Source organism: Pseudomonas sp. Irchel 3E13, from assembly GCF_900187455.1.
In the GTDB taxonomy this organism is placed as follows: Bacteria; Pseudomonadota; Gammaproteobacteria; order Pseudomonadales; family Pseudomonadaceae; genus Aquipseudomonas.
Genome location: NZ_FYDX01000018.1, coordinates 87,294 through 108,446 on the forward strand (window position 1 = coordinate 87,294; position 21,153 = coordinate 108,446).

22 protein-coding genes and 1 tRNA gene are annotated in these 21,153 nt (G+C 59.0%); 16 read left to right on the forward strand and 7 right to left on the reverse strand.

The window, feature by feature from the left end; all coding sequences use genetic code 11:
• Positions 1 to 2 precede the first annotated feature (2 nt).
• Positions 3 to 323: an I78 family peptidase inhibitor gene (locus CKW37_RS26895; protein ID WP_095159229.1), complete on the forward strand. Its 321-nt coding sequence runs from the start codon at positions 3 to 5 to the stop codon at positions 321 to 323.
• A gap of 62 nt (positions 324 to 385) precedes the next feature.
• On the opposite strand, the gene CKW37_RS26900 is transcribed toward CKW37_RS26895, so the two are convergent.
• Entirely contained in the window at positions 386 to 598 is a 213-nt protein-coding gene (locus CKW37_RS26900; protein WP_003179963.1) for a cold-shock protein, read from the reverse strand.
• 156 nt (positions 599 to 754) lie between these two features.
• Positions 755 to 1,057 (reverse strand): hypothetical protein, encoded by a 303-nt coding sequence (locus CKW37_RS26905; protein WP_095159230.1) that lies wholly within the window; start codon positions 1,055 to 1,057, stop codon positions 755 to 757.
• Positions 1,058 to 1,414: 357 nt separating this feature from the next.
• Here CKW37_RS26905 and thrS point away from each other — a divergent pair, with 357 nt between their 5' ends.
• The 9 genes from thrS to CKW37_RS26950 all read left to right on the forward strand — a co-directional run bounded on the left by thrS (position 1,415) and on the right by CKW37_RS26950 (position 8,885).
• The gene (gene thrS / locus CKW37_RS26910) at positions 1,415 to 3,337 is read left to right on the forward strand and encodes a threonine--tRNA ligase (RefSeq protein WP_095159231.1); all 1,923 of its coding nucleotides are present in this window, start codon (positions 1,415 to 1,417) and stop codon (positions 3,335 to 3,337) included.
• Complete coding sequence (gene infC, locus CKW37_RS26915) at positions 3,337 to 3,888, forward strand: translation initiation factor IF-3 (protein ID WP_175651949.1); 552 nt, start codon at positions 3,337 to 3,339, stop codon at positions 3,886 to 3,888. Before thrS ends, infC begins: the two co-directional genes overlap by 1 nt.
• Positions 3,889 to 3,948: 60 nt before the next feature.
• Entirely contained in the window at positions 3,949 to 4,143 is a 195-nt protein-coding gene (gene rpmI / locus CKW37_RS26920) for a 50S ribosomal protein L35 (RefSeq protein ID WP_009394045.1), read from the forward strand.
• A 28-nt stretch (positions 4,144 to 4,171) separates the two neighbouring features.
• The gene (gene rplT, locus CKW37_RS26925; protein WP_095159233.1) at positions 4,172 to 4,528 is read left to right on the forward strand and encodes a 50S ribosomal protein L20; all 357 of its coding nucleotides are present in this window, start codon (positions 4,172 to 4,174) and stop codon (positions 4,526 to 4,528) included.
• Positions 4,529 to 4,635: 107 nt separating this feature from the next.
• Positions 4,636 to 5,652: a phenylalanine--tRNA ligase subunit alpha gene (gene pheS / locus CKW37_RS26930; RefSeq protein WP_095159234.1), complete on the forward strand. Its 1,017-nt coding sequence runs from the start codon at positions 4,636 to 4,638 to the stop codon at positions 5,650 to 5,652.
• 36 nt (positions 5,653 to 5,688) lie between these two features.
• A complete protein-coding gene (pheT, locus tag CKW37_RS26935) occupies positions 5,689 to 8,064 on the forward strand; it encodes a phenylalanine--tRNA ligase subunit beta (protein ID WP_095159235.1) in 2,376 nt (791 codons plus the stop codon).
• Positions 8,065 to 8,067: 3 nt separating this feature from the next.
• Complete coding sequence (gene ihfA, locus CKW37_RS26940; protein WP_009394049.1) at positions 8,068 to 8,370, forward strand: integration host factor subunit alpha; 303 nt, start codon at positions 8,068 to 8,070, stop codon at positions 8,368 to 8,370.
• Positions 8,351 to 8,707: a MerR family transcriptional regulator gene (locus CKW37_RS26945; protein WP_043213594.1), complete on the forward strand. Its 357-nt coding sequence runs from the start codon at positions 8,351 to 8,353 to the stop codon at positions 8,705 to 8,707. The genes ihfA and CKW37_RS26945 overlap by 20 nt, the downstream gene beginning before the upstream one ends.
• Before the next feature lie 101 nt (positions 8,708 to 8,808).
• A tRNA-Pro gene (locus CKW37_RS26950) sits at positions 8,809 to 8,885 on the forward strand.
• 82 nt (positions 8,886 to 8,967) lie between these two features.
• On the opposite strand, the gene CKW37_RS26955 is transcribed toward CKW37_RS26950, so the two are convergent.
• The gene (locus CKW37_RS26955; RefSeq protein ID WP_095159236.1) at positions 8,968 to 11,142 is read right to left on the reverse strand and encodes a DNA/RNA helicase domain-containing protein; all 2,175 of its coding nucleotides are present in this window, start codon (positions 11,140 to 11,142) and stop codon (positions 8,968 to 8,970) included.
• The gene (locus tag CKW37_RS26960) at positions 11,139 to 11,459 is read right to left on the reverse strand and encodes a nucleotide pyrophosphohydrolase (RefSeq protein WP_095159237.1); all 321 of its coding nucleotides are present in this window, start codon (positions 11,457 to 11,459) and stop codon (positions 11,139 to 11,141) included. Before CKW37_RS26960 ends, CKW37_RS26955 begins: the two co-directional genes overlap by 4 nt.
• Positions 11,460 to 11,672: 213 nt before the next feature.
• On the opposite strand from CKW37_RS26960, the gene feaR reads away from it, so the two are divergent.
• From feaR to CKW37_RS26990, 6 genes are all read left to right on the forward strand, one after another.
• Positions 11,673 to 12,605 carry a transcriptional regulator FeaR gene (gene feaR, locus CKW37_RS26965; RefSeq protein ID WP_095159238.1) on the forward strand — a complete coding sequence of 311 codons (933 nt, stop codon included), beginning with the start codon at positions 11,673 to 11,675 and terminating at the stop codon, positions 12,603 to 12,605.
• A 176-nt stretch (positions 12,606 to 12,781) separates the two neighbouring features.
• Positions 12,782 to 14,893, forward strand: coding sequence for a PQQ-dependent dehydrogenase, methanol/ethanol family (locus CKW37_RS26970; RefSeq protein ID WP_095159239.1), 2,112 nt, complete (start codon positions 12,782 to 12,784; stop codon positions 14,891 to 14,893).
• Positions 14,894 to 14,983: 90 nt separating this feature from the next.
• Positions 14,984 to 15,844, forward strand: coding sequence for a transporter (locus tag CKW37_RS26975; protein ID WP_095159240.1), 861 nt, complete (start codon positions 14,984 to 14,986; stop codon positions 15,842 to 15,844).
• A 208-nt stretch (positions 15,845 to 16,052) separates the two neighbouring features.
• Entirely contained in the window at positions 16,053 to 18,071 is a 2,019-nt protein-coding gene (locus tag CKW37_RS26980) for a TonB-dependent receptor (protein WP_095159241.1), read from the forward strand.
• Positions 18,072 to 18,154: 83 nt separating this feature from the next.
• On the forward strand, positions 18,155 to 18,595 hold the full coding sequence (locus tag CKW37_RS26985; protein WP_095159242.1) for a lysozyme: 441 nt from the start codon (positions 18,155 to 18,157) through the stop codon (positions 18,593 to 18,595).
• Between the two features lie 168 nt (positions 18,596 to 18,763).
• On the forward strand, positions 18,764 to 19,639 hold the full coding sequence (locus tag CKW37_RS26990; protein ID WP_095159243.1) for a LysR substrate-binding domain-containing protein: 876 nt from the start codon (positions 18,764 to 18,766) through the stop codon (positions 19,637 to 19,639).
• On the opposite strand, the gene CKW37_RS26995 is transcribed toward CKW37_RS26990, so the two are convergent.
• The 3 genes from CKW37_RS26995 to CKW37_RS27005 all read right to left on the reverse strand — a co-directional run bounded on the left by CKW37_RS26995 (position 19,630) and on the right by CKW37_RS27005 (position 21,132).
• The gene (locus CKW37_RS26995; RefSeq protein WP_095159244.1) at positions 19,630 to 19,935 is read right to left on the reverse strand and encodes a type II toxin-antitoxin system RelE/ParE family toxin; all 306 of its coding nucleotides are present in this window, start codon (positions 19,933 to 19,935) and stop codon (positions 19,630 to 19,632) included. The genes CKW37_RS26990 and CKW37_RS26995 overlap by 10 nt on opposite strands.
• A complete protein-coding gene (locus CKW37_RS27000) occupies positions 19,925 to 20,170 on the reverse strand; it encodes a type II toxin-antitoxin system prevent-host-death family antitoxin (RefSeq protein WP_095159245.1) in 246 nt (81 codons plus the stop codon). The genes CKW37_RS26995 and CKW37_RS27000 overlap by 11 nt, the downstream gene beginning before the upstream one ends.
• Positions 20,171 to 20,298: 128 nt before the next feature.
• Positions 20,299 to 21,132, reverse strand: a complete 834-nt coding sequence (locus CKW37_RS27005) for a bifunctional allantoicase/(S)-ureidoglycine aminohydrolase (protein WP_095159246.1) — start codon at positions 21,130 to 21,132, stop codon at positions 20,299 to 20,301.
• Positions 21,133 to 21,153 lie beyond the last annotated feature (21 nt).

Genomic DNA, 21,153 nt, shown 5'->3' on the forward strand with positions numbered 1-21,153 from the left:
TCATGTTCCCCATGCGTGCATCATTGGTGAGCCTGCTGGCTGCCGTCATTCTGGTCGGTTGCAGCAGTGGTGGTACTGCGTCGAAAGCGCCTGAAGTTGCTGCTGCACCTAATCAGGACGGTCGTTGTGAGGCCAGTGGCGCAGCATTCGCCGTGGGCAAGCCGGCTTCTGCCGAGCTGCTGGAGCAGGCGCGCAAGGCGAGCGGCGCGCAGTTGGCCCGCGTGCTCAAGCCGGACGATGCCGTGACGCTTGAGTACCGCTCCGAGCGCTTGAACCTTCACGCTGATGAAAAAGGGGTGATTGCTCGCGTCAATTGCGGCTGATCCCGAATTGCGGACACAAAAAACCCGTCGCAAGCGACGGGTTTTTCAATTCGGCAGAGTTATTACTCTGGACGAACCTGTGCAGCCTGCATGCCCTTCTGGCCTTTTTCGGCTACGAAGGATACGGTCTGACCTTCTTTCAGCGACTTGAAGCCGTCGCTTTCGATGGCCTTGAAGTGTACGAACAAGTCGTCGCCGCCACCTTGTGGAGTGATGAAGCCGAAGCCTTTTTCATCGTTGAACCATTTGACAGTGCCGGTTTGGCGATTGGACATGGGTGTATCTCCAGGAATCTTGATTTTTTTCAGTAGTGCGGTGTCGCCGAGAGCCACAGGGTGCACCCCGACATCATAGTCTAATTCTCAGCGTGTGGTGACTTTTAGCTTCAGCTAATGCTGATCTGGCGCAAATATTTGAAAGAATCGGCCTCATTACTTCGGCGCGCATGCCGTTTTCACGGCGTTTTGGGCGCGGCTGATCAATTGCGGGTCCACGCCAGTCTTGCTATCCAGTTGCAGGATTTCCTCGGTGGTAAAGTTCTTCTCGATGGCATTTGCGCCACATTTGCAGTGCTGATCGGCTTGCGTGAGGCTGACTCCCTGCCCTTTAGCAGCCTCTACGCATTGGTCCATGTAGTCGCCTTTCTTGCCAGCGGGCCACGAACCGGCATTGGCCCCCACAGGAAGCATCATGGCTCCGGCGGCAGCCAGGGCCAGAAGAGTCTGAAATCGCATAACCAGGCACTCCTTGGTAATCGGGTCTCATGAAGAGTAGGTCGCTTCAGTCACTCTGAGCGGAAAAAATCCGCAGGAGTTCACTCCCGAGGTCTTTTTCCAAATATTTCCGCTTGTTGGCTGTCCAGTCCGTCGTCTGCGCTGATGCTTGTGCTAGCATGCCGGGCGCGGGATAGCTGAACGCTTGCCCCGCATTTATTTCTGTTCCAGTCACTCTGGTTCGTTCCCCTGGCAGGCATCCGACTTCTGCCACTGTGAGGCAGGCTTTCCGTCAGGAAAGACAGGGGCGAATCGCGTACTGGCTCATCCCAACCCACGTGACCTTTGGTAGGGGTCACCACTAGGAGAGGAGGCGCCATGCCCGTAATTACTCTTCCCGATGGCAGTCAACGTACGTTCGACAAGGCGGTTACCGTCGCTGAGGTCGCCGCATCCATTGGTGCCGGTCTGGCCAAGGCTACTGTGGCCGGCAAGGTCGACGGCAAGCTGGTCGACGCGTGCGACCTGATCGAACACGATGCCCGTCTGCAAATCATTACGCCCAAGGACGAAGAGGGGCTGGAAATCATTCGCCACTCGTGCGCCCACCTGGTCGGCCATGCGGTCAAGCAGTTGTACCCGACGGCAAAAATGGTGATCGGTCCGGTCATCGACGAAGGCTTCTATTACGACATTGCGTACGAGCGTCCCTTCACGCCTGAAGATATGGCGGCGATCGAACAGCGTATGCAGCAGTTGATCGACACCGACTACGACGTCATCAAGAGGGTCACCCCGCGTGCCGAGGTGATCGAAGTGTTCAAGGCTCGCGGCGAAGACTACAAGCTGCGCCTGGTCGAGGACATGCCGAATGAACAGGCCATGGGCCTGTACTACCACGAAGAATACGTCGACATGTGCCGTGGCCCGCACGTGCCGAATACCCGCTTCCTCAAGTCGTTCAAGCTGACCAAGCTGTCTGGCGCCTACTGGCGCGGTGATGCCAAGAACGAACAGCTGCAGCGCGTCTATGGCACTGCCTGGGCGGACAAGAAGCAGCTGGCGGCGTACATCCAGCGTATTGAAGAAGCCGAAAAGCGCGATCACCGCAAGATCGGCAAGCGCCTCGGCTTGTTCCATCTCCAGGAAGAAGCGCCGGGCATGGTGTTCTGGCACCCGAACGGCTGGACCCTGTACCAGGTTCTGGAGCAGTACATGCGCCAGATCCAGCGTGAAAACGGTTATCTGGAGATCAAGACGCCGCAAGTGGTTGATCGCAGCCTGTGGGAAAAGTCCGGTCACTGGGCCAACTACGCCGACAACATGTTCACCACTCAGTCGGAAAACCGCGATTACGCGGTCAAGCCGATGAACTGCCCGTGCCACGTGCAGGTGTTCAACCAGGGTCTGAAAAGCTACCGTGAGCTGCCGCTGCGCCTGGCCGAATTCGGTGCTTGCCACCGTAACGAGCCCTCGGGTGCACTGCATGGCATCATGCGCGTGCGTGGCTTTACCCAGGATGACGCGCATATTTTCTGCACCGAAGAGCAGATGCAGACCGAATCGGCGGCATTCATCAAGCTGACGATGGACGTCTATTCCGACTTCGGCTTCCAGGACATTCAGCTCAAGCTGTCCACTCGTCCGGAAAAACGTGTTGGCTCCGACGAGCTGTGGGATCGTGCCGAGGCTGCGCTGGCCGCCGCGCTGGACAACGCTGGTCTGCCGTTTGATCTGCAGCCGGGCGAAGGTGCTTTCTACGGTCCGAAGATCGAGTTCTCGCTCAAGGATTGCCTGGGTCGTGTCTGGCAGTGCGGTACGCTGCAACTGGACTTCAACCTGCCGATCCGCTTGGGCGCGGAGTACGTTTCCGAAGACAACGGTCGCAAACATCCCGTCATGTTGCACCGAGCCATTCTCGGTTCGTTCGAGCGCTTCGTCGGTATTCTCATCGAGCACTATGAAGGTGCGTTCCCGGCTTGGCTCGCGCCAACCCAGGCGGTGATCATGAACATCACCGACAAGCAGGCCGAATTCGCTCAAAAAGTGGAAAAAACCCTCACTGAAAGCGGATTCCGTGCCAAGTCTGACTTGAGAAATGAGAAGATCGGCTTTAAAATCCGCGAGCATACCTTGCTCAAGGTTCCCTATCTCTTGGTTATCGGAGATCGGGAAGTCGAAACGCAAACTGTCGCTGTGCGTACCCGTGAAGGTGCTGACCTGGGCTCTATGCCCGTCGCACAGTTCGCGGACTTGCTTGCGCAAGCGGTTTCCCGGCGTGGTCGCCAAGATTCGGAGTAATTACTATTAAGCGTGAAATGAGACAGGATAAACGAACTGCACCGAAGGCCCCGATCAACGAGAATATCTCGGCACGCGAGGTTCGGTTAATTGGTGCTGACGGCGAGCAGATTGGCATCGTCTCGATTGATGAAGCGCTTCGTATCGCTGAAGAAGCGAAGCTGGATCTGGTAGAAATTTCTGCAGACGCGGTACCGCCCGTCTGCAAGGTCATGGACTACGGCAAGCACCTCTTCGAGAAGAAGAAGCAAGCCAACGAGGCCAAGAAAAACCAGAAGCAGATTCAGATTAAAGAAATCAAGTTTCGTCCAGGGACGGAAGAAGGGGATTACCAGGTAAAACTACGCAACCTGGTACGTTTCCTTAGTGATGGGGACAAGGCCAAGATTTCCTTGAGATTTCGTGGTCGTGAGATGGCTCACCAGGAGCTGGGCATGGAACTGTTGAAGCGGGTCGAGGTTGACCTTGCCGAATACGGTACCGTTGAGCAGCATCCGAAGATGGAAGGACGCCAACTTATGATGGTCATCGCCCCCAAGAAAAAGAAATAACCACCAGGGCACGGCAGGCCTTGCGGTTATGTTTATCCACTGAATGCGGAGTATCCGAACATGCCAAAAATGAAAACCAAAAGCGGTGCCGCGAAGCGTTTCCTGAAAACTGCTTCCGGCTTCAAGCACAAGCACGCTTTCAAGAGCCACATCCTGACCAAAATGTCGACCAAGCGTAAACGTCAACTGCGTGGTAGCAGCTTGCTGCACCCGTCGGACGTTGCAAAAGTCGAGCGCATGCTGCGCGTACGTTAATTTCGGTCAAAGATAGAGGAAGTTACTCATGGCTCGTGTAAAGCGTGGCGTCATCGCTCGTAAGCGTCACAAGAAAATTCTGAAACTGGCTAAAGGTTACTACGGTGCACGCTCGCGCGTATTCCGTGTTGCCAAGCAAGCGGTCATCAAGGCGGGCCAATACGCCTACCGCGACCGTCGTCAGAAAAAACGTCAGTTCCGCGCTCTGTGGATCGCCCGTATCAACGCTGGTGCTCGTATCAACGGTCTGTCCTACAGCCGTCTGATCGCCGGTCTGAAAAAGGCGTCCATCGAGATCGACCGTAAGGTTCTGGCTGATCTGGCAGTGAACGAAAAAGCGGCGTTTGCTGCGATTGTCGAGAAAGCTAAAGCCGTTCTGGCTTAAGTACCCACGACAATCATTCGCCGCTGAATCCGGCGGCGAATGTTAAACGTCATAAATAGGGGAAGAGCCTGTAAGCTCTTCCCCTATTTCGTATCTGGAGTCTGTACATGGAAAACCTGGATGCGCTGGTCTCTCAAGCCCTGGAGGCTGTGGAGCGCGCCGAAGACATCAATGCCCTGGAGCAGATCCGGGTTCAATTCCTTGGCAAGAAAGGCGAGCTGACCCAGGTGATGAAGACCCTGGGCAACCTGCCTGCTGAAGAGCGTCCGAAAGTCGGCGCCCTGATCAACGATGCCAAGGAACGCGTTACCGAAGTGCTCAATGCGCGCAAGACCGCCTTCGAAGAAGCCGAGCTCAGCGCTCGCCTGGCGGCTGAGTGCATTGACGTGACCTTGCCGGGCCGTGGCCAGACCTCCGGTGGTTTGCACCCGATCACCCGTACCCTCGAGCGCATCGAGCAGTTCTTCACCCATATCGGCTACGGCATTGCCGAAGGCCCTGAGGTCGAAGACGACTATCACAACTTCGAAGCGCTCAACATTCCCGGCCACCACCCGGCGCGGGCAATGCATGACACCTTCTATTTCAATGCGAACATGCTGCTGCGTACCCACACCTCGCCGGTGCAGGTGCGGACCATGGAGTCCTCGCAGCCGCCAATTCGTATCGTCTGCCCGGGCCGCGTCTATCGTTGCGACTCGGACCTGACGCACTCGCCGATGTTCCACCAGGTCGAAGGCCTGCTGGTCGATCGCGACATCAATTTCGCCGACCTCAAAGGCACCATCGAAGAGTTCCTGCGGGTGTTCTTCGAAAAAGAACTGGCGGTACGTTTCCGTCCTTCGTTCTTCCCCTTCACCGAGCCTTCGGCTGAAGTCGATATCCAGTGTGTGATGTGCAGTGGCAAAGGCTGCCGCGTCTGCAAGCAGACCGGCTGGCTGGAAGTCATGGGCTGCGGCATGGTTCACCCGAACGTGCTGCGCATGTCTGGCATCGACCCCGAAGAGTTCTCGGGCTTCGCCTTCGGCATGGGCGCCGAGCGCCTGGCCATGCTGCGTTACGGCGTCAACGATTTGCGCCTGTTCTTCGACAACGACTTGCGGTTCCTTGCGCAATTTCGCTAGGTCGCGCACCCGTAACGAATCTTTCAGGAGAGCAGGATGAAATTCAGTGAAAAATGGCTGCGCGGTTGGGTCAACCCGCAGGTTTCCCGTGACGAGCTGGTAGCTCGCCTGTCGATGGCCGGACTTGAGGTCGACAGCGTGACTCCGGCCGCTGGCCAATTCAGCGGTATCGTGGTGGGCGAGGTGCTGAGCACCGAGCAGCATCCAGATGCCGACAAGCTGCGCGTTTGCCAGGTGAGCAACGGCAGTGAAACCTTCCAGGTCGTGTGTGGTGCACCAAACGTGCGCCCAGGCCTGAAAATCCCGTTCGCCATGATCGGCGCCGAACTGCCTGGCGACTTCAAGATCAAGAAGGCCAAACTGCGCGGCGTCGAGTCCAACGGCATGCTGTGCTCGGCTTCCGAACTGCAGATCAGCGACGACAATGACGGTCTGCTGGAACTGGCGGCTGATGCTCCGGTTGGTCAGGACATTCGTGAATACCTGGACCTGGATGACGCCAGCATCGAGGTCGACCTGACCCCGAACCGTGGTGATTGTCTTTCCCTGGCGGGTCTGGCACGTGAAGTTGGCGCGCTGTATGCCGCTCCGGTCACCCGTCCAGTCGTTCCTGTTGTGGCGGCGGTCCATGATGAGGTCCGTCCGGTCGACGTGCTGGCGCCAGCCGCTTGCCCACGTTACCTGGGGCGAGTGATTCGCAACGTCGACCTGTCGCGTCCGACCCCGCTGTGGATGATTGAACGCCTGCGTCGCGCCGACGTTCGCAGCATCGACGCCGCTGTCGACATCACCAACTACGTGATGCTCGAGCTGGGTCAGCCGCTGCACGCTTTCGATCTCGCCGAAATCAACGGTGGCATTCGCGTGCGCATGGCTGAAGAGGGTGAGAAGCTGGTTCTGCTGGATGGTCAGGAAGTCACCTTGCGTGCCGACACCCTGGTCATCGCAGACCACAGCCGTGCCCTGGCCATTGCGGGTGTGATGGGTGGCGAGCACAGCGGCGTGTCCGCTACAACGCGTGACATTTTCCTGGAAAGTGCGTTCTTCGAGCCGATTTCGGTTGCTGGCAAGGCTCGTTCCTACGGCCTGCACACCGATGCCTCGCACCGTTACGAGCGCGGCGTTGACTCGCAACTGGCTCGCGAAGCCATGGAGCGTGCGACTGGCCTGCTGCTTGAAATCGTCGGTGGTGAAGCCGGCCCGGTCATCGAGACACTGAGCGAGCAGCACCTGCCACAGGTTGCGCCGATCACTCTGCGTGCCGAGCGGGTGACCCAGATGCTGGGCATGGAAATGCCTGATGCTGAAGTTGAGCAACTGCTCAACGCGCTGGGCCTGAAAACCACCGCCGGAGAAGGGCAGTGGCAGGTCGAAGTGCCAAGTCACCGCTTTGATATCAGCCTGGAAGTCGACCTGATCGAAGAGCTGGGTCGCCTGTACGGTTACAACCGCCTGCCGGTTCGCTACCCGCAAGCGCGTCTTGCTCCGCAGGCTCGCGCGGAGTCCCGCAGCGAGCTGCCAATCTTGCGCCGTCTGTTGGTTGCCCGTGGCTATCAAGAAGCGATCACCTATAGCTTCATCGATCCGAAGCTGTTCGAACTTTTCAGCCCTGGCGTCGAGCCGCTGCTGCTGGCCAACCCGATCTCCAACGACATGGCGGCCATGCGTGCGTCCCTGTGGCCGGGTCTGGTCAAGGCGTTGCAGCACAACCTGAACCGCCAGCAGGATCGCGTGCGTCTGTTCGAGAGCGGTCTGCGTTTCGTTGGTCAGCTCGACGGTCTGCAACAGCAGCCGATGCTGGCAGGTGTGGTGTGCGGTAGTCGCCTGCCGGAAGGTTGGGCAAATGGTCGCGATGGCATCGATTTCTTCGACGTGAAAGCGGATGTGGAAGCGCTGCTGAGCTCGTCGGGTTCGTTGGGTGACTTCACCTTCGTTGCCGGCAAGCATCCTGCGCTGCATCCTGGCCAGACCGCACGCATCGAGCGCAATGGTCATGAAGTGGGTTATCTGGGTGCGCTGCATCCTGAGCTGGTCAAGACTCTCGGCCTGGACCGTACTGTCTACGTCTTCGAGCTGGTGCTGGATGAAGTAGTGGAAGGGCGACTGCCGAAATTCCACGAACTGTCCAAGTTCCCGGAAGTGCGTCGTGACTTGGCCCTGGTGGCAGGTCGTGATGTGGCGTCGAACACCGTCCTGGAAGTTATCCGTGATAACGCGGGTGAGTGGCTCACGGACCTCAGGCTGTTTGATGTCTATCAGGGAAAAGGCATTGATCCTGATAGAAAAAGCCTGGCCGTCGGCTTGACCTGGCAGCATCCATCGCGCACTCTTAACGACGATGAGGTGAATGCCACTACCCAGAATATCCTCACCTCGCTCGAACAAAGGTTGAACACCACGTTAAGGAAATAGCGGATGGGTGCTCTGACGAAAGCTGAGATGGCAGAACGGCTGTACGAGGAGCTGGGCCTGAACAAGCGAGAGGCCAAGGAATTGGTCGAGCTGTTCTTTGAGGAAATCAGGCACGCTCTTGAAGACAACGAGCAGGTCAAATTGTCCGGTTTCGGCAATTTCGACCTGCGCGACAAGCGCCAGCGTCCGGGACGCAACCCGAAAACGGGTGAAGAAATCCCGATCACTGCACGTCGCGTCGTCACCTTTCGTCCAGGGCAGAAACTGAAGGCCCGGGTTGAGGCTTATGCTGGAACCAAGCCATAACGACGAACTCCCGCCTATCCCGGGAAAACGCTACTTCACCATTGGTGAAGTGAGTGAGCTTTGTGCGGTAAAACCGCACGTGCTGCGTTACTGGGAGCAGGAGTTTCCTCAGCTCAACCCGGTCAAGCGCCGTGGAAACCGTCGCTATTATCAGCGCCAGGATGTGCTGATGATCCGTCAGATCCGCGCCTTGCTGTACGACCAGGGCTTCACCATCGGCGGTGCGCGCTTGCGGCTGTCCAGTGATGAGGCCAAGGACGACACCACCCAATACAAACAACTGATCCGGCAGATGATTGCCGAGCTGGAAGATGTGCTGGTGGTTCTGAAGAAGTAATCCTGAGTTGAATGCGGAAGGTGTTGTGAAAAATAATCCTTCCAAAATTCAAAAGGTTAAGGTAGATTCTTCATCGTTCTCAGCAGTATCGAGAGCATCGTCGGGGCGTAGCGCAGCCCGGTAGCGCACTTGCATGGGGTGCAAGGGGTCGAGTGTTCGAATCACTCCGTCCCGACCAAAATACCTCAATAAAAAGGCCAGTTCTTATCGAACTGGCCTTTTTGTTTTCAGAGACTTTGTGAGCCTGAGCCGTTTCAGCGTCAGCCAAGAACCTTGACGAACTCTCCGACGACCTTGTAGCTCGACAGCAGATCATCCTTCAACTCGATCGTTTCGAACGCCGTGTCGTAGGACCTTGGGATCAACAAGATCCTGCTGTGGCGCCAGCCACTTTCATCCTCTGCTTTGACGCTCTGGTACTCCTTGACGGTGTAGTGAGCGCCACCCGCTTCATCTTGCTGCTCCACCAGGACGATCTTGCCATTGCGGCTTCCGCCACTTTCCAGGCGAAACAGGCAAGTGGCCCCGTCCGCAATGATGGTGTTCATGGACTCGCCAACGACCGTGCAGGCGAAATAGCTGTCGTCTAGTCCGGGTTGTTCAACAACCTCAATCCATTTCTCTGGCTCGGCCTCTTGAGCCTCGCTGAAACCTCCAGCGGCGGCGTGCAGATTGTATAAAGGCACGGCGTTTACATAAGGAACCAGCGTCTCTGGTTTCTTGACCAGTTGGATCGGCTGGTGGGCCGGGACATGTTGTGCCAGGTAGTCGCGCAGGTCCTTATTGCATGCGTAAACGAACGTGCCCCTGATGCCACGGAGCATGATGGTTTTATAGATATTGAGGATGTATTTCTTCAGTGCGGCAGGGTGCTTGATGCCGTTCTTTCCGTTCTTGTCGAAGTACTGTTTCGCATCGATGGTGATTTCGCCGCGTTCTTTGTCGAAGCCGATCTCGTTTCCGAAAATGATTGCTGCGTAGTTCAGGTCATAGCCTTGGGTCGTGTGGATGCAACCCACCTCCATTTCGGAGTTCTTGGCGTTGATCCAATCGGTATTTTTGCTATTCCAGCGCAACTGGATGCCTTCGATTTCGATATCGAACGCGTTGCTGTCTTTCTTGGACGCCCATGGCCAGGAGTAGCCAGCGATCAGTCGGGAGAGACCGAACTGGCGGTTTCTGTCCTGGGTAACCCGGATCATCTCGGCGATGCTGTCGAACAAGACCAGTTCGTAGTTCTTCGGAGAGAACAGGTTCCCCGCTGGCAGATCGACGTTCAACAGGTTGTTCAGAAACGTTACATACGGATTTCCCGCGCGAACACGGAACTGCGACACCAGTTTCTGAACTTGCGTCGTGCCAAGTGCTTTCAACTGGGCGAAGTCTTCAGCGTTGGCATCCGACGGTTTGACTGACTGGCTTTCGTCGTAGAAGAAGATGGCTTTGCCGGCTTGCTTGCAAACCCAATGCACTTCGCTGCAGGTGTGCTTATCGAATCCCAGTGCTTCGGACGCTTTGTCGAATGCACCGAAGTACGAACCCAGATTGACCCGTTTGCGCAGGCGGTGGGACTCATCCACAAGGACAATGTCGTAGGCCTGATTGGCCAGCTCAGACGGGCCAATGACCATCTTGGGATCAAGCCCTGCAACGTTCTTGAAGGCTTTCTTCAGGGTCTGCCTGAACGACGCCATGGGCACGACCAGCGCCATTTTCGGCGTTCCAAAGCGCAGCTTCAGACGCACTAGCAGATCACGTAATTCGGCTTCTTCAGCATCGAAATCATGAAGATTCAGCCTGTCGACATCGGATTGAAGGAGCTTGAACAGGAAAATCGCCAGGATGGATTTTCCGGTTCCCGCGCCGCCCTGAATAATCAGGGTCTTGGTGTTTTCATCCAGCAGGGCATGAAGAATGCCGAGCAGCCCTTGGCGTTGATCGGACGAAAGTGATTTGTAGGGCGAGTATTTGAACAAGTCCGAGTTGTCGATGGACTCCAGGGAGTGTTGCACCAGGCCGTCGCCACGCAGCGTGTTCCAGGTCTCCTTGAAGATCTCGGTGTACAGCTCGTTTCGCTGGTAGTAGTTGTGATCCACCAGACCAAGGTTGCTGTTGAGCAGCGAATACTTGCCGTCTGCGGCGATGTATTTGATCAGCGTGGATTCAATGTCGAGGGTCGCCGACTTGTTGAAGCGGTCACTGCTGATCAGGTGAACCGAGCGAAGCAGGTTTTTCTCGTCGTGCTTCAGGTGAGCATTCATTCGCGTGAGCGTATCGGTGGTTTCACCGATATACGCCTGCTTTCTGGCTTCGTCGCTGAGGATGTAGACCAGCGGCCAGTAGCCGGCCGCGTAGGCGTTGCCGCGGATATCCTGTTCCAGGGCTTTTCGAGAGAAGGTGTAGCGGTTCACTTCAACAAGGTGTTTTGTACTCATAGCTCCGTGTACTTCTTGGCAGTTCCTTTGGCCTTGCTTACCGGGTACTTGCTGTCATTCAGTTTGATCTTGTCCAGGATAATCTGCTGCACGTCCAGGTCATACGCATCGGCCAGCAGCAGGGCATAGGCAAACACATCGGCCAATTCTTCCTTGACCTTCTCGACGTTCGCTTCTTCAGCGGACTTCCACAGGAAAACCTCCAGCAACTCGCTCGACTCGATGCTCAAGGCCAGCGCCAGGTCCTTGGGGTTGTGGAATTTCTTCCAGTCCCGCGCATTACGGAACTCCCGCAGTTTTTTCAGTGCCTCTTCCATAATTCAGTCTTGCCGAGAGAGAAATGCGGCCATGATTGCTCACGAAACACAGCGAAACAAGGCTATGGGAAACGCTCGCCAGGATAATCCCGAGTTGACGCGTAGGCTTTTATGAATGAGCCTGTCTCCCGAATCACCCGTTTGCGCACCTTCAGCTTGCCCTCCTGTAATTTAGATAATATGTTAATAAAAAAATAACCCACCGGAGGCACCATGTTCCTGCCATCGAGCGAGCAGATTGGATTCGAACGCTGGTGCCACTCCTTGCGTAGCATCTGCGGCAATTTCAGTACCCTGCCTTCCAGTCTCACCCGTCACTTCATCGGCGAAATCCACAGCCAGACCATTGGCGCACTGGATACCGCGCACATCCGCACGAATGCCCGGTTGATCAGCCGCGAGCTGATCGGCGTAGACAGCGATGACAGTCATTGCTTCCTCATCTACCAACGCAGCGGTCGCCAGCGGATCCGCCAGGCCGGCATGGAAGTGGAACTGGGCCCGGAGGACATCGCGCTGGTGGACTCGGCGCGGTTGTTCGAGATCGAGCCGCTGGGGCTGGTGGAGAATGTCTCGGTGCATCTCTCCCGGGATATCGTCACTCGCCAGTTCAAGGGCGATAACCTCTTCGGAAAACTCTCACGAAATAATGTCTCCAGTCGCATGGTGCGCTCGCTGGTGCAGTCGATCGGCATGCTCGGCGACGGCGCCGCCAATGGCGAGGATGGCCAGGCGATCCAGAGTGCGCTGGTGAGTCTGGTGCTGCCGGCGATGTCGGGCCAGGCAGAAGGGCAGGAGCATCTGCTGCAGAGCAATAGCCTGTTTTCCACCGCCCTGAGACTGGTGGATGAGTCGCTGCAGGATATCGACCTCGGGCCGGCCTATCTTGCCGATCAGTTGCACACCTCGGTGCGCAGCCTTTACCGATTGTTCGAAGAGCACGGTGAAAGTGTGTCGCGCTATATCCTTCGCACGCGCCTGAGCAAAGTGGCCCATGACCTGTGCAGCCATCCCTTGCGCAGCCAGTCGATCACGCAGATCGCCTTCAAGTGGGGCTTTGTCGATGTGGCCCATTTCAGCCGGGCGTTCAAGCGTCAGTTCGATGTTTCGCCCCGCGATTACCGGGCCCATGCCTTTCAGGAGTGAGCCCTTCGTTACTGGCAGAAAATGCCAACTGGATTGGCGGTCACAGTCAAGCGCAGCCCTCCCGCAAAACTTCTAATACTCCTACATAGCGCAAGCTCTGCTATTGCGTGACCCGCGGGGGCGGCCTGCCTCGCGGGTTCATAAAAACAATAATGCGTCGCTGGAGTCCGAAACACATGAAAACCCTCTTTCTGCTGGCGGGTCTCCCGTTATTGCTGTCCTCCTTGCATGCCTCGGCTGTGGACAGCACGCACCCTGCCCAGGTCGATGCGAAACGCCTGACAAACGCCAATCTCGAACCCGGCAACTGGATGAGCCACGGTCGTACCTACGACGAGCAACGCTATAGCCCGCTCAATGCCGTCAACGACAAGAACGTCAGTCAGCTCGGCATGGCGTGGACCACGCGCCTGGATATCGATAGCGGCACCGAAGCCACGCCACTGGTGGTCGACGGAGTCATGTACACCACCGGCGCCTTCAGCATCGTCTATGCGATGAACGCGGCCACCGGCGAAATGCTGTGGAAATACGATCCGAAAGTCCCGCCCGAAAACCTCAGTCAGGGCTGCTGCGGTCCGGTCAACCGCGGTGTTGCGGTGTGGAACGGCAAGGTTTACGTCGGCAGCTTCGACGGTCGATTGATCGCTCTGGATGCAGCCAGCGGCAAGGAAGTCTGGTCGGTGGACACCATCCTCGACCGCTCCAAGAGTTATTCCATCACCGGCGCTCCGCGCATCGTCAAAGGCAAGGTGCTGATCGGCAACGGCGGCGCCGAGTTCGGCGTGCGCGGCTATGTCACCGCCTACGACGCCGAGACCGGCAAGGAAGCCTGGCGTTTCTACACCGTGCCGGGTGATCCCAAGCTGCCGCCGGAAAACCCGGCCATGGCCATGGCTCTCAAGACCTGGACCGGTGACGGCTGGGTGAAGTGGGGCGGTGGCGGCACGGCCTGGGACTCCATGGCCTACGACGCGGACCTCGATTTGCTGTACATCGGCACCGGCAACGGTTCGCCGTGGAACTACCAGTTCCGCAGCCAGGGCAAGGGCGACAATCTGTTCGTTTCGTCGATCCTGGCGCTGCGTCCGGACACCGGCGAATACGTCTGGCACTACCAGGTCACCCCGCAGGACCGCTGGGACTACACCGCGACCCAACACATGATCCTTGCCGACATCAAGGTCGACGGCCAGGTCCGCAAGGTGTTGATGCAGGCGCCGAAGAACGGCTTCTTCTATGTGCTGGACCGTACCAACGGCAAGCTGATCTCGGCGAAAAACTATGTGCCGGTGAACTGGGCCAGCGAGATCGACCTGAAGACCGGCCGCCCGGTGCTGACCGGCGCCGCGGACTACTCCAAGGAGCCGAAAGTCGTACAGCCAAGCTTCCTTGGCGGGCACAACTGGCACCCAATGTCCTACAGCCCCAACACCGGTTATGTCTACATCCCGGCCCAGCACACCCTAGCCGAGCTGAAGGCCGCGAAGGAGCCGATGTTCTTCCCGAACAAATCGGTCTTGAACTTCGGACTGGACGTACCTGATCTGCCGGAAGATCCGAAAACCTTCAAGCAGATCCGCGATTCCTGGACCGGTGAGCTGATCGCCTGGGACCCGGTGAAGCAAGCGCCAGCCTGGAAACAGGAATATGCCAGCGCCGGCAATGGCGGCACCCTGGCAACGGGCGGCAATCTGGTATTCCAGGGCACCGCGGACGGTCGGGTGGTGGCCTACAGCGCCGACAAGGGCGAGAAACTCTGGGAGCATCGCGCCAACTCCGGCGTGATGGCCGGACCGATTACCTACACCGTGGGCAACGACCAATATGTGGCGTTTTCCGTAGGTTGGGGTGGGATTCTTCCGCTGCTGACGGGCTCGCTGACCAACAAGGCCAAGGTGCAGTCGGAATCGCGGATTATCGCCTTCAAGCTCGGGGCGAAGGGCGAATTGCCGCCGCCGCGTCAGGCGCCGGTGTTCCCCAATGTTGACCTGGAGTTGACGGCGACCCCCGAGCAACTGGTTCAGGCACGCAGCATGTTCAACGGCCTGTGCGCGGGTTGCCATGGCCTCAACGCGGTCGCCGGCGGCGTGGTCCCGGACCTGCGCTACCTGACCAAGGACAAGCACGCGGCGTTCCCGGCGTTCGTCAGCGGAGCGCTGATCCAGCGCGGCATGCCGAACTTCTCCGACATCCTCAAGCGCGAGGACATGGAGTTGATCCGCCAGTACCTGGTCAAGCGCACCCATGACCTGCAGGCCGACCTGAAAGCCAGCGTCGCGCAGTAAACCCACCGTCACCCAACCTGCCTTGGTGGCCCCTGAAAAGGGGCCGCCCGGGATTCTTCACGCCAACAAAAACAACAACGAGAGTTCCCCATGAAGATCATCAGCCCCTCGATTCTGACGGCCGGCCTGGCTCTGTTCGGCGTCTCCCTGTCCGCCCTGGCCGACGTCAAGCCCGACCCGGGCGACTACACCGCGCTGCCCAAGGGCACCGACGTGGTCGTGCTCTATCAGCAGAACCCGCGTGGTGACAAGGTCTACTCCGGCGGCAAGAAAGTCGCCGACGACCTCGACCTGGACATGACCGTCGGCGTCCTGCGTCTGATCCACTTCACCGATTTCTTCGGCACCGGATACACCTGGGACCCGCAGATCGTCATCCCCTTCGGCCAGCAGGACATCGGCGCCAGCCACAGCAAAACCTCGGGCCTGGGCGACATCACCTTCGGCGGCACCCTGTGGACCATCGGCGACCTGGAGCGCAACGAGCACCTCGGCTGGTCGGTGTTCTTCACCGCGCCAACCGGCAGCGACAAGAACCAGGGCTTCGCCCTCAGCAACAACCGCTGGGCCGTGGACTTCCAGGTGGGCTACATCAAGGGCCTGACCGACAAGATCAGTTGGGACGTGATCGCCGAAGCCGAGTTCTATGACGACCAGCGCTCCACCGACGCGAAAAAGGACACCCTGCTGCAACTGCACAACCACCTGCGCTACAACTTCACCCAGGACACCTATGCCGCCATCAGCTACCGGCACAACTGGGGCGCGCGCGAAACCCTCGACGGCCAGACCCTGGCCACCAGTCGCAACAACGGCACGGTCGGGTTCACCGTCGCGACCATGGTCGGCAAGCAATTGCAGTTGATGGGGCAGGTGATGCACGACACCACGGTGCGTGAAGGGGTGAAGATCGATAATTCGTTGCAGTTCAGGGCGGCGTATTTCTATTGAGTCGGATTGGGGCCGCTTTGCGGCCTCAATTTCCATCAATCTCCTACTTTCGAGTGACCCACCTTAGTACCGCGCACTTCTAACTCCTGCTTAGTAGCCGTATGCCTATCAATTTTCGTATGGTCCGGCCTGACAAGCGTCCAGCCCAGGTGCCAATGCGGAGCCGGCACCCTGGAAAACTTCCTCGCGGGACCCAGTGGAACACTCCATGAAGAACAACGAGCGGCAACGGGCCGCACATCGCCGCGCAGCATTCGGCGCACTCTTGCTGACCACCACCGCCGCCCTGGCGGATTCCTCCGTCGAAGTCGAACCGGTCGAAATCACGGCCACTCGCACCGGTGACCAATGGGCCCAGGCCGCACTGTCGGCCAGCGTCGTTGATGCCGCCGACAGCCGCGGCGACCAGGCACTGACCCTGGGCAACATGCTCTCCGCCGTGCCCGGCGTAGTCGTGCAGAGTCGTTACAACGCCGCCCAGGGCCTGCGCCCGGCGATCCGCGGTTTCGGTTCGCGATCCAGCTTCGGCGTGCGCGGCATTCGCGTGCTGGTGGACGGCGTGCCGCTGACCATGCCCGACGGCCAGACCGAACTCGACGGCCTCGATATCGGCCTGGTGGAGCGCATGGAAGTCCTCCGCGGTCCCGCCGCCGTGCTCTACGGCAACGGTGCCGGCGGCGTGCTGGCGATCAACACCCGTGAACCGGGCGATCATCCGGGCGTTGCCGCTGACTTCAGCCTCGGCAGCTACGGCTATCGCCGACAAAGCATCGAGGCCAGCGGCACCGAGGGCAATTTCGGTGCCCTGGTGGCCGTCAGTTCGACGACGATGGACGGCTACCGCGACCACGCCACCAGCGAAGCCAACAACCTCACCGGCAAACTGCGCTGGTGGGGCGACAACGGGCGCTTGGCCTTGACCATGCATGCGCTCGATAACCGTTCGGAAGATCCCGGCGGACTGACCCTTGCGCAGGTTCGCGCGGATCGCAATCAAGCGCGTCCGCAAAGCCTGAGCTTCGATTCCGATGAGCGCATCAGGCAACAGCGGCTGTCGCTGGTGTGGGACGGCGAGGCCGTGGGCGAGGATACCTATCAGCTCCGCAGCTACGTCGGTCAGCGCGACTTCACCAACCGCCTGCCGCTGGCCGCCAACGGCCAGACCAGCTACGAGCGCCTGTTCGGCGGGGTAGGCGGGCATTACAGCCATGTCGCCAATTGGTTCGGCCTGAATCACAAGCTGACCTTCGGCGCCGACCTGGAATCCCTGCGTGACGACCGCGACCGCAACAACAACATCATCGGTGGCGAAAAGGGCGCACTGACCTCACGCCAGCGAGAGGAAGCCACCAGCCTCGGCCTGTTCGCGGAAAACCAGACCGAACTGACCGAAAACTGGGTGCTCAGCCTCGGCCTGCGGCATGACGCCGTGCGCCTGAGCGTCGACGACCGCTTCCTGCGTGACGGCGACGACTCCGGTGATCGCACCCTGCGCGACCTCAACTACAGCGCCGGCCTCAGCTATCGCCTTGACCCGAACCACACCGTCTACGCCCGCGTCGCGACCTCTTTCGAGACCCCGACTGTCGCCGAAATGGCCAACCCGAGCGGTGGCGGTTTCAACAGCAGCCTGGAACCCGCCGAAGCGCTCAACCAGGAAATCGGCTTCAAAGGCGAGACCGCCCACTGGCGCTACGAAGCGGTGGTCTACCGCATCGACACTCGCGACGAACTGGTGCCCTACGTCGATGGCCGCACCTTCTACCGCAACGCCGGCTCCACCCGCCGCGACGGCCTGGAACTGAGTGCCCGCTGGCAGCCCGACGATCACTGGCAACTGAGCACCGCCTACAGCCTCAACGACTACAGCTATCGCAGCTTCGACGGCGCCGACGGCAAGCGCCTTCCGGGTATTCCGGTGCAGACCCTGTTTGGTGAACTGAGCTACAGCCGCGACAACTGGTATGCGCGCCTCAACACCTCGGTCTACGACCGCCAGTACGCTGACAGCGCCAACACCGCGCGGATTGGTGGCTACGCGGTGGTCAACCTGCGGGCGGGCATCCAGCTCAAGGGCTGGGCGGAGAATGTGGAGCCCTACGTGGGTCTGGATAACCTGACCGACCGGCGCTACTACGACAACCTGCGGATCAATGACAGCGGCGGCCGCTACTACGAACCCGCCCCCGGTCGGACCGGATATGTGGGCGTAAAAGTCCGATTCTGAGTGAAGGCTTAGTGCTATCACGGCGGCGATGAGTGAAGTAGTCTTGGGCAATATTGTCCTCACTTTTTGCAAGGAGCTCGGATATGCGACTGTCCTCGACTGGTCTGGATTTGCTCAAGCGCCGCACCGGCTTGACCCTCGATGCTCGTCAGGACCCCGCGGGCCTGTGGTTTATCGGTTATGGGCACTATGGCGATGTCCATGCGGGCATGACCATTACCCAGGCCGAGGCGGAGGCCAAGTTGGAGCATGAGATTGGCCGCTACGAGACCCAGTTGGCCGGCATGCTTCAGGTCCCGGTGAGCCAGGGCCAATGGGATGCGCTGCTGTTACTGGTGTTTGACTATGGGCTGATGCGTATTCGTAGCTCGATCTTGATCCGCCTGGTCAATTCTGGAGATGTCGAGCGGGCCGCCGATGAGTTCCTGAAATGGATTCAAATACGTGGACGGCCTGATATGCAGATGGCGAGACGGCGTGCGGTTGAGCGGGAGATGTTTCTTCAGCGATCACAGGTCGCTTGAGGCCGGCGAGGGCAGTACGGTCGGTACTGCCCTTTGTTTTATCCGCGAATGACTTGGTCGAAAGCTGCACCCTGATTGCGTCGGTGGACGATAGACACGAACCCGCGTTGCCCCACCTCGCGGTGCGTGTTAGAACCTTTCCACCTCATTCGCATTCCAAATACCACCATGCCCCCCATTCCAAACCCCACTAGAACCCTTTTCGACCTCGACCTCCTTCGCGCGGTGGTCGTGGTCGCCGACTGCGGCAGTTTCACCACGGCGGCCTCCCGCCTGCATTCCACCCAATCCACCATCAGCCAGAAGGTCCGCCGCCTTGAGGAGATGGTCGGTCATCGCCTGCTGGAGCGTGGCAACCGCGAGGTTTTACCCACCGATGCGGGGCAGACGCTGTTGGGCTACGCCCGGCATATGCTGGCGCTGAACGATCAGATGGCGGAGGCGCTGGCGGGGGCGACGGTGGGGGTGACGGTGCGCTTGGGGGTGCCGGAGGATTTTGTTGGGGGGCGGACGACAAATGTGTTGTCGGCGTTCAATCGCAAACATCCGCAGGTGAAGCTGGAGGTGACCAGTGGCCTGTGCCGGGATATCAGCCAGAGCTACGAGAACGGCGAGCTGGACCTGGTGTTGCTGAAGCAGCGGCGCAATGGGCGCGAAGGGGTGGTGAGCTGGCCGGAGGAGCTGGCCTGGATCGACAGTGCGAAGAACCCGGCGCTGCAACTGGATCCGATCCCGTTGGTGACGTTTCCGCCCCGTGGTCTGTACCGGGACGAGATCATCAGCGCCGTAGAGAGTCTGGGGCGGCGTTGGCGGATTGCTTTCACCAGTTCGAGTCTCAGCGGGATTCAGGCGGCGGTGGCGGATGGCATGGGCATCAGCCTGCTGCCGCCGCGCGCAGTGAGCGGGGATCATCGGGTGCTCGGGGTAGCCGACGGGCTGCCGGTGGTGGACAGCTATGAAATCGTGATCGTGCATCGGCCGACGGCGGAGCCGATGGTGAAAGAGTTGGGCGCGGTGCTGGGGCGGTTGCTGGATCAGCAGTGAGCGGCTGTGCAGCGCTCACGTGTCTTGGCGGACAGGTAAGCTTCGCCGCGCTCGCGCTTGCCGACGGAGACTACTACAACGACCACTCGGTCATCTTCGACGCGGTAAACCAGGCGATAGCCAGAGGCTTTGAGTTTGATCTTGTAATGGCTCGGCATGTCGCGCAGCGCATCAGCCTGAACGCGGGGTGATTCGAGGCGTTCTCTGAGCTTCTTTTTGAGTTGGTCGCGAAGGGTATGCCCAGGCTTTTCCCATTCCTTCAGCGCTGAAGGGACGAACTCAAGGCTATAGGTCATCCAGATTCACCGGGATGGTTTCTTCTCCTGCGCGGGCCTTGGCGATTTCTACCAGTTCCAGGTCTTCAAGGCGCTCCATCATTGATTCGTAGAGCTCAGCCGGAACCATATAGCCCATGACGCGGTTATGGTTGAGCACCGCCACTGGCATTCCAGAAGCATTTGCCAGGACTGCGGAGGGATTTTTCTTCAGTTCTGACACGCTGACCGCGACGTCGGCAAGAATGTTTTGCATATTCAGGTCCTCAATTCAGGTCGATATTCTGGTCTTCTGTGTTTTTCCAGGCAAGCACTCATTCGCCCACAAAAAAGCCCGCCGGGGAGGGCGGGCTTTTTCTGTTCAGGCTGCGAGAGTCGCGAGCATTAACGCTTGGGGTTCAGCGTCAGGTGCACGTTGCGGTTCACATCCTTGTACAGCAGGTAGCGGAACGGGCCAGGGCCGCCGGAGTAGCAGGCTTGTGGGCAGAAGGCGCGCAGCCACATGAAGTCGCCGGCTTCCACTTCGACCCAATCCTGGTTCAGGCGGTACACCGCTTTACCTTCCAGGACGTACAGGCCGTGTTCCATGACGTGGGTCTCAGCGAACGGAATGGTGCCGCCCGGCTGGAAGGTCACGATGTTGACGTGCATGTCGTGGCGCATGTCGGCCATGTCGACGAAGCGGGTGGTGACCCACGCGCCATCGGTGCCCGGCATCGGAATTGGAGCGATGTCCTGTTCGTTGGTGACGAACGCTTCCGGGTGCGGCAGGCCTTCTACGGTTTCGTAGTGCTTGCGGATCCAGTGGAAGGTGACATTGGCGTTGCTGTTGTTGCGCAGGCTCCACTCGGCAGTCGGCGGGATGAAGGCGTAGCCACCCGGTTTCAGGGTGTACGGCTTGCCTTGCAGGGTGATGTCGACTTCACCTTCGACGACGAACAGTACCGCTTCGGCGTTCTTATCCAGCTCAGGACGCTCGCTGCCGCCTTCCGGGGCAACTTCGACGATGTACTGGGAGAAGGTTTCAGCGAAACCGGACAGCGGGCGGGCAATGACCCACATGCGCATCTTGTCCCAGAACGGCAGGTGGCTGGTGACGATGTCACGCATCACGCCTTTGGGGATGACCGCGTAGGACTCGGTGAACATCGCACGGTCTGTCAGCAGCTCGGTCTGAGCCGGGTGCCCGCCGTGAGGGGCGAAGTAGGTTTTGGACATGGGAAGTCTCGGGGGTGTTTG

Bases quoted from the DNA above. Each gene is read 5' to 3' on its own strand.
- CKW37_RS26895 (WP_095159229.1), top strand. From the start codon at position 3: ATGTTCCCCATGCGTGCATCATTGGTGAGCCTGCTGGCTGCCGTCATT.
- ihfA (WP_009394049.1), top strand. From the start codon at position 8,068: ATGGGTGCTCTGACGAAAGCTGAGATGGCAGAACGGCTGTACGAGGAG.
- CKW37_RS26905 (WP_095159230.1), bottom strand. From the start codon at position 1,057: ATGCGATTTCAGACTCTTCTGGCCCTGGCTGCCGCCGGAGCCATGATG.
- CKW37_RS26955 (WP_095159236.1), bottom strand. From the start codon at position 11,142: ATGAGTACAAAACACCTTGTTGAAGTGAACCGCTACACCTTCTCTCGA.
- CKW37_RS26960 (WP_095159237.1), bottom strand. From the start codon at position 11,459: ATGGAAGAGGCACTGAAAAAACTGCGGGAGTTCCGTAATGCGCGGGAC.
- feaR (WP_095159238.1), top strand. From the start codon at position 11,673: ATGTTCCTGCCATCGAGCGAGCAGATTGGATTCGAACGCTGGTGCCAC.
- CKW37_RS26985 (WP_095159242.1), top strand. From the start codon at position 18,155: ATGCGACTGTCCTCGACTGGTCTGGATTTGCTCAAGCGCCGCACCGGC.
- CKW37_RS26945 (WP_043213594.1), top strand. From the start codon at position 8,351: ATGCTGGAACCAAGCCATAACGACGAACTCCCGCCTATCCCGGGAAAA.
- pheS (WP_095159234.1), top strand. From the start codon at position 4,636: ATGGAAAACCTGGATGCGCTGGTCTCTCAAGCCCTGGAGGCTGTGGAG.
- pheT (WP_095159235.1), top strand. From the start codon at position 5,689: ATGAAATTCAGTGAAAAATGGCTGCGCGGTTGGGTCAACCCGCAGGTT.
- rplT (WP_095159233.1), top strand. From the start codon at position 4,172: ATGGCTCGTGTAAAGCGTGGCGTCATCGCTCGTAAGCGTCACAAGAAA.
- CKW37_RS26995 (WP_095159244.1), bottom strand. From the start codon at position 19,935: ATGACCTATAGCCTTGAGTTCGTCCCTTCAGCGCTGAAGGAATGGGAA.
- rpmI (WP_009394045.1), top strand. From the start codon at position 3,949: ATGCCAAAAATGAAAACCAAAAGCGGTGCCGCGAAGCGTTTCCTGAAA.
- CKW37_RS26990 (WP_095159243.1), top strand. From the start codon at position 18,764: ATGCCCCCCATTCCAAACCCCACTAGAACCCTTTTCGACCTCGACCTC.
- CKW37_RS27000 (WP_095159245.1), bottom strand. From the start codon at position 20,170: ATGCAAAACATTCTTGCCGACGTCGCGGTCAGCGTGTCAGAACTGAAG.
- CKW37_RS26900 (WP_003179963.1), bottom strand. From the start codon at position 598: ATGTCCAATCGCCAAACCGGCACTGTCAAATGGTTCAACGATGAAAAA.
- CKW37_RS26980 (WP_095159241.1), top strand. From the start codon at position 16,053: ATGAAGAACAACGAGCGGCAACGGGCCGCACATCGCCGCGCAGCATTC.
- CKW37_RS26975 (WP_095159240.1), top strand. From the start codon at position 14,984: ATGAAGATCATCAGCCCCTCGATTCTGACGGCCGGCCTGGCTCTGTTC.
- CKW37_RS27005 (WP_095159246.1), bottom strand. From the start codon at position 21,132: ATGTCCAAAACCTACTTCGCCCCTCACGGCGGGCACCCGGCTCAGACC.
- thrS (WP_095159231.1), top strand. From the start codon at position 1,415: ATGCCCGTAATTACTCTTCCCGATGGCAGTCAACGTACGTTCGACAAG.
- CKW37_RS26970 (WP_095159239.1), top strand. From the start codon at position 12,782: ATGAAAACCCTCTTTCTGCTGGCGGGTCTCCCGTTATTGCTGTCCTCC.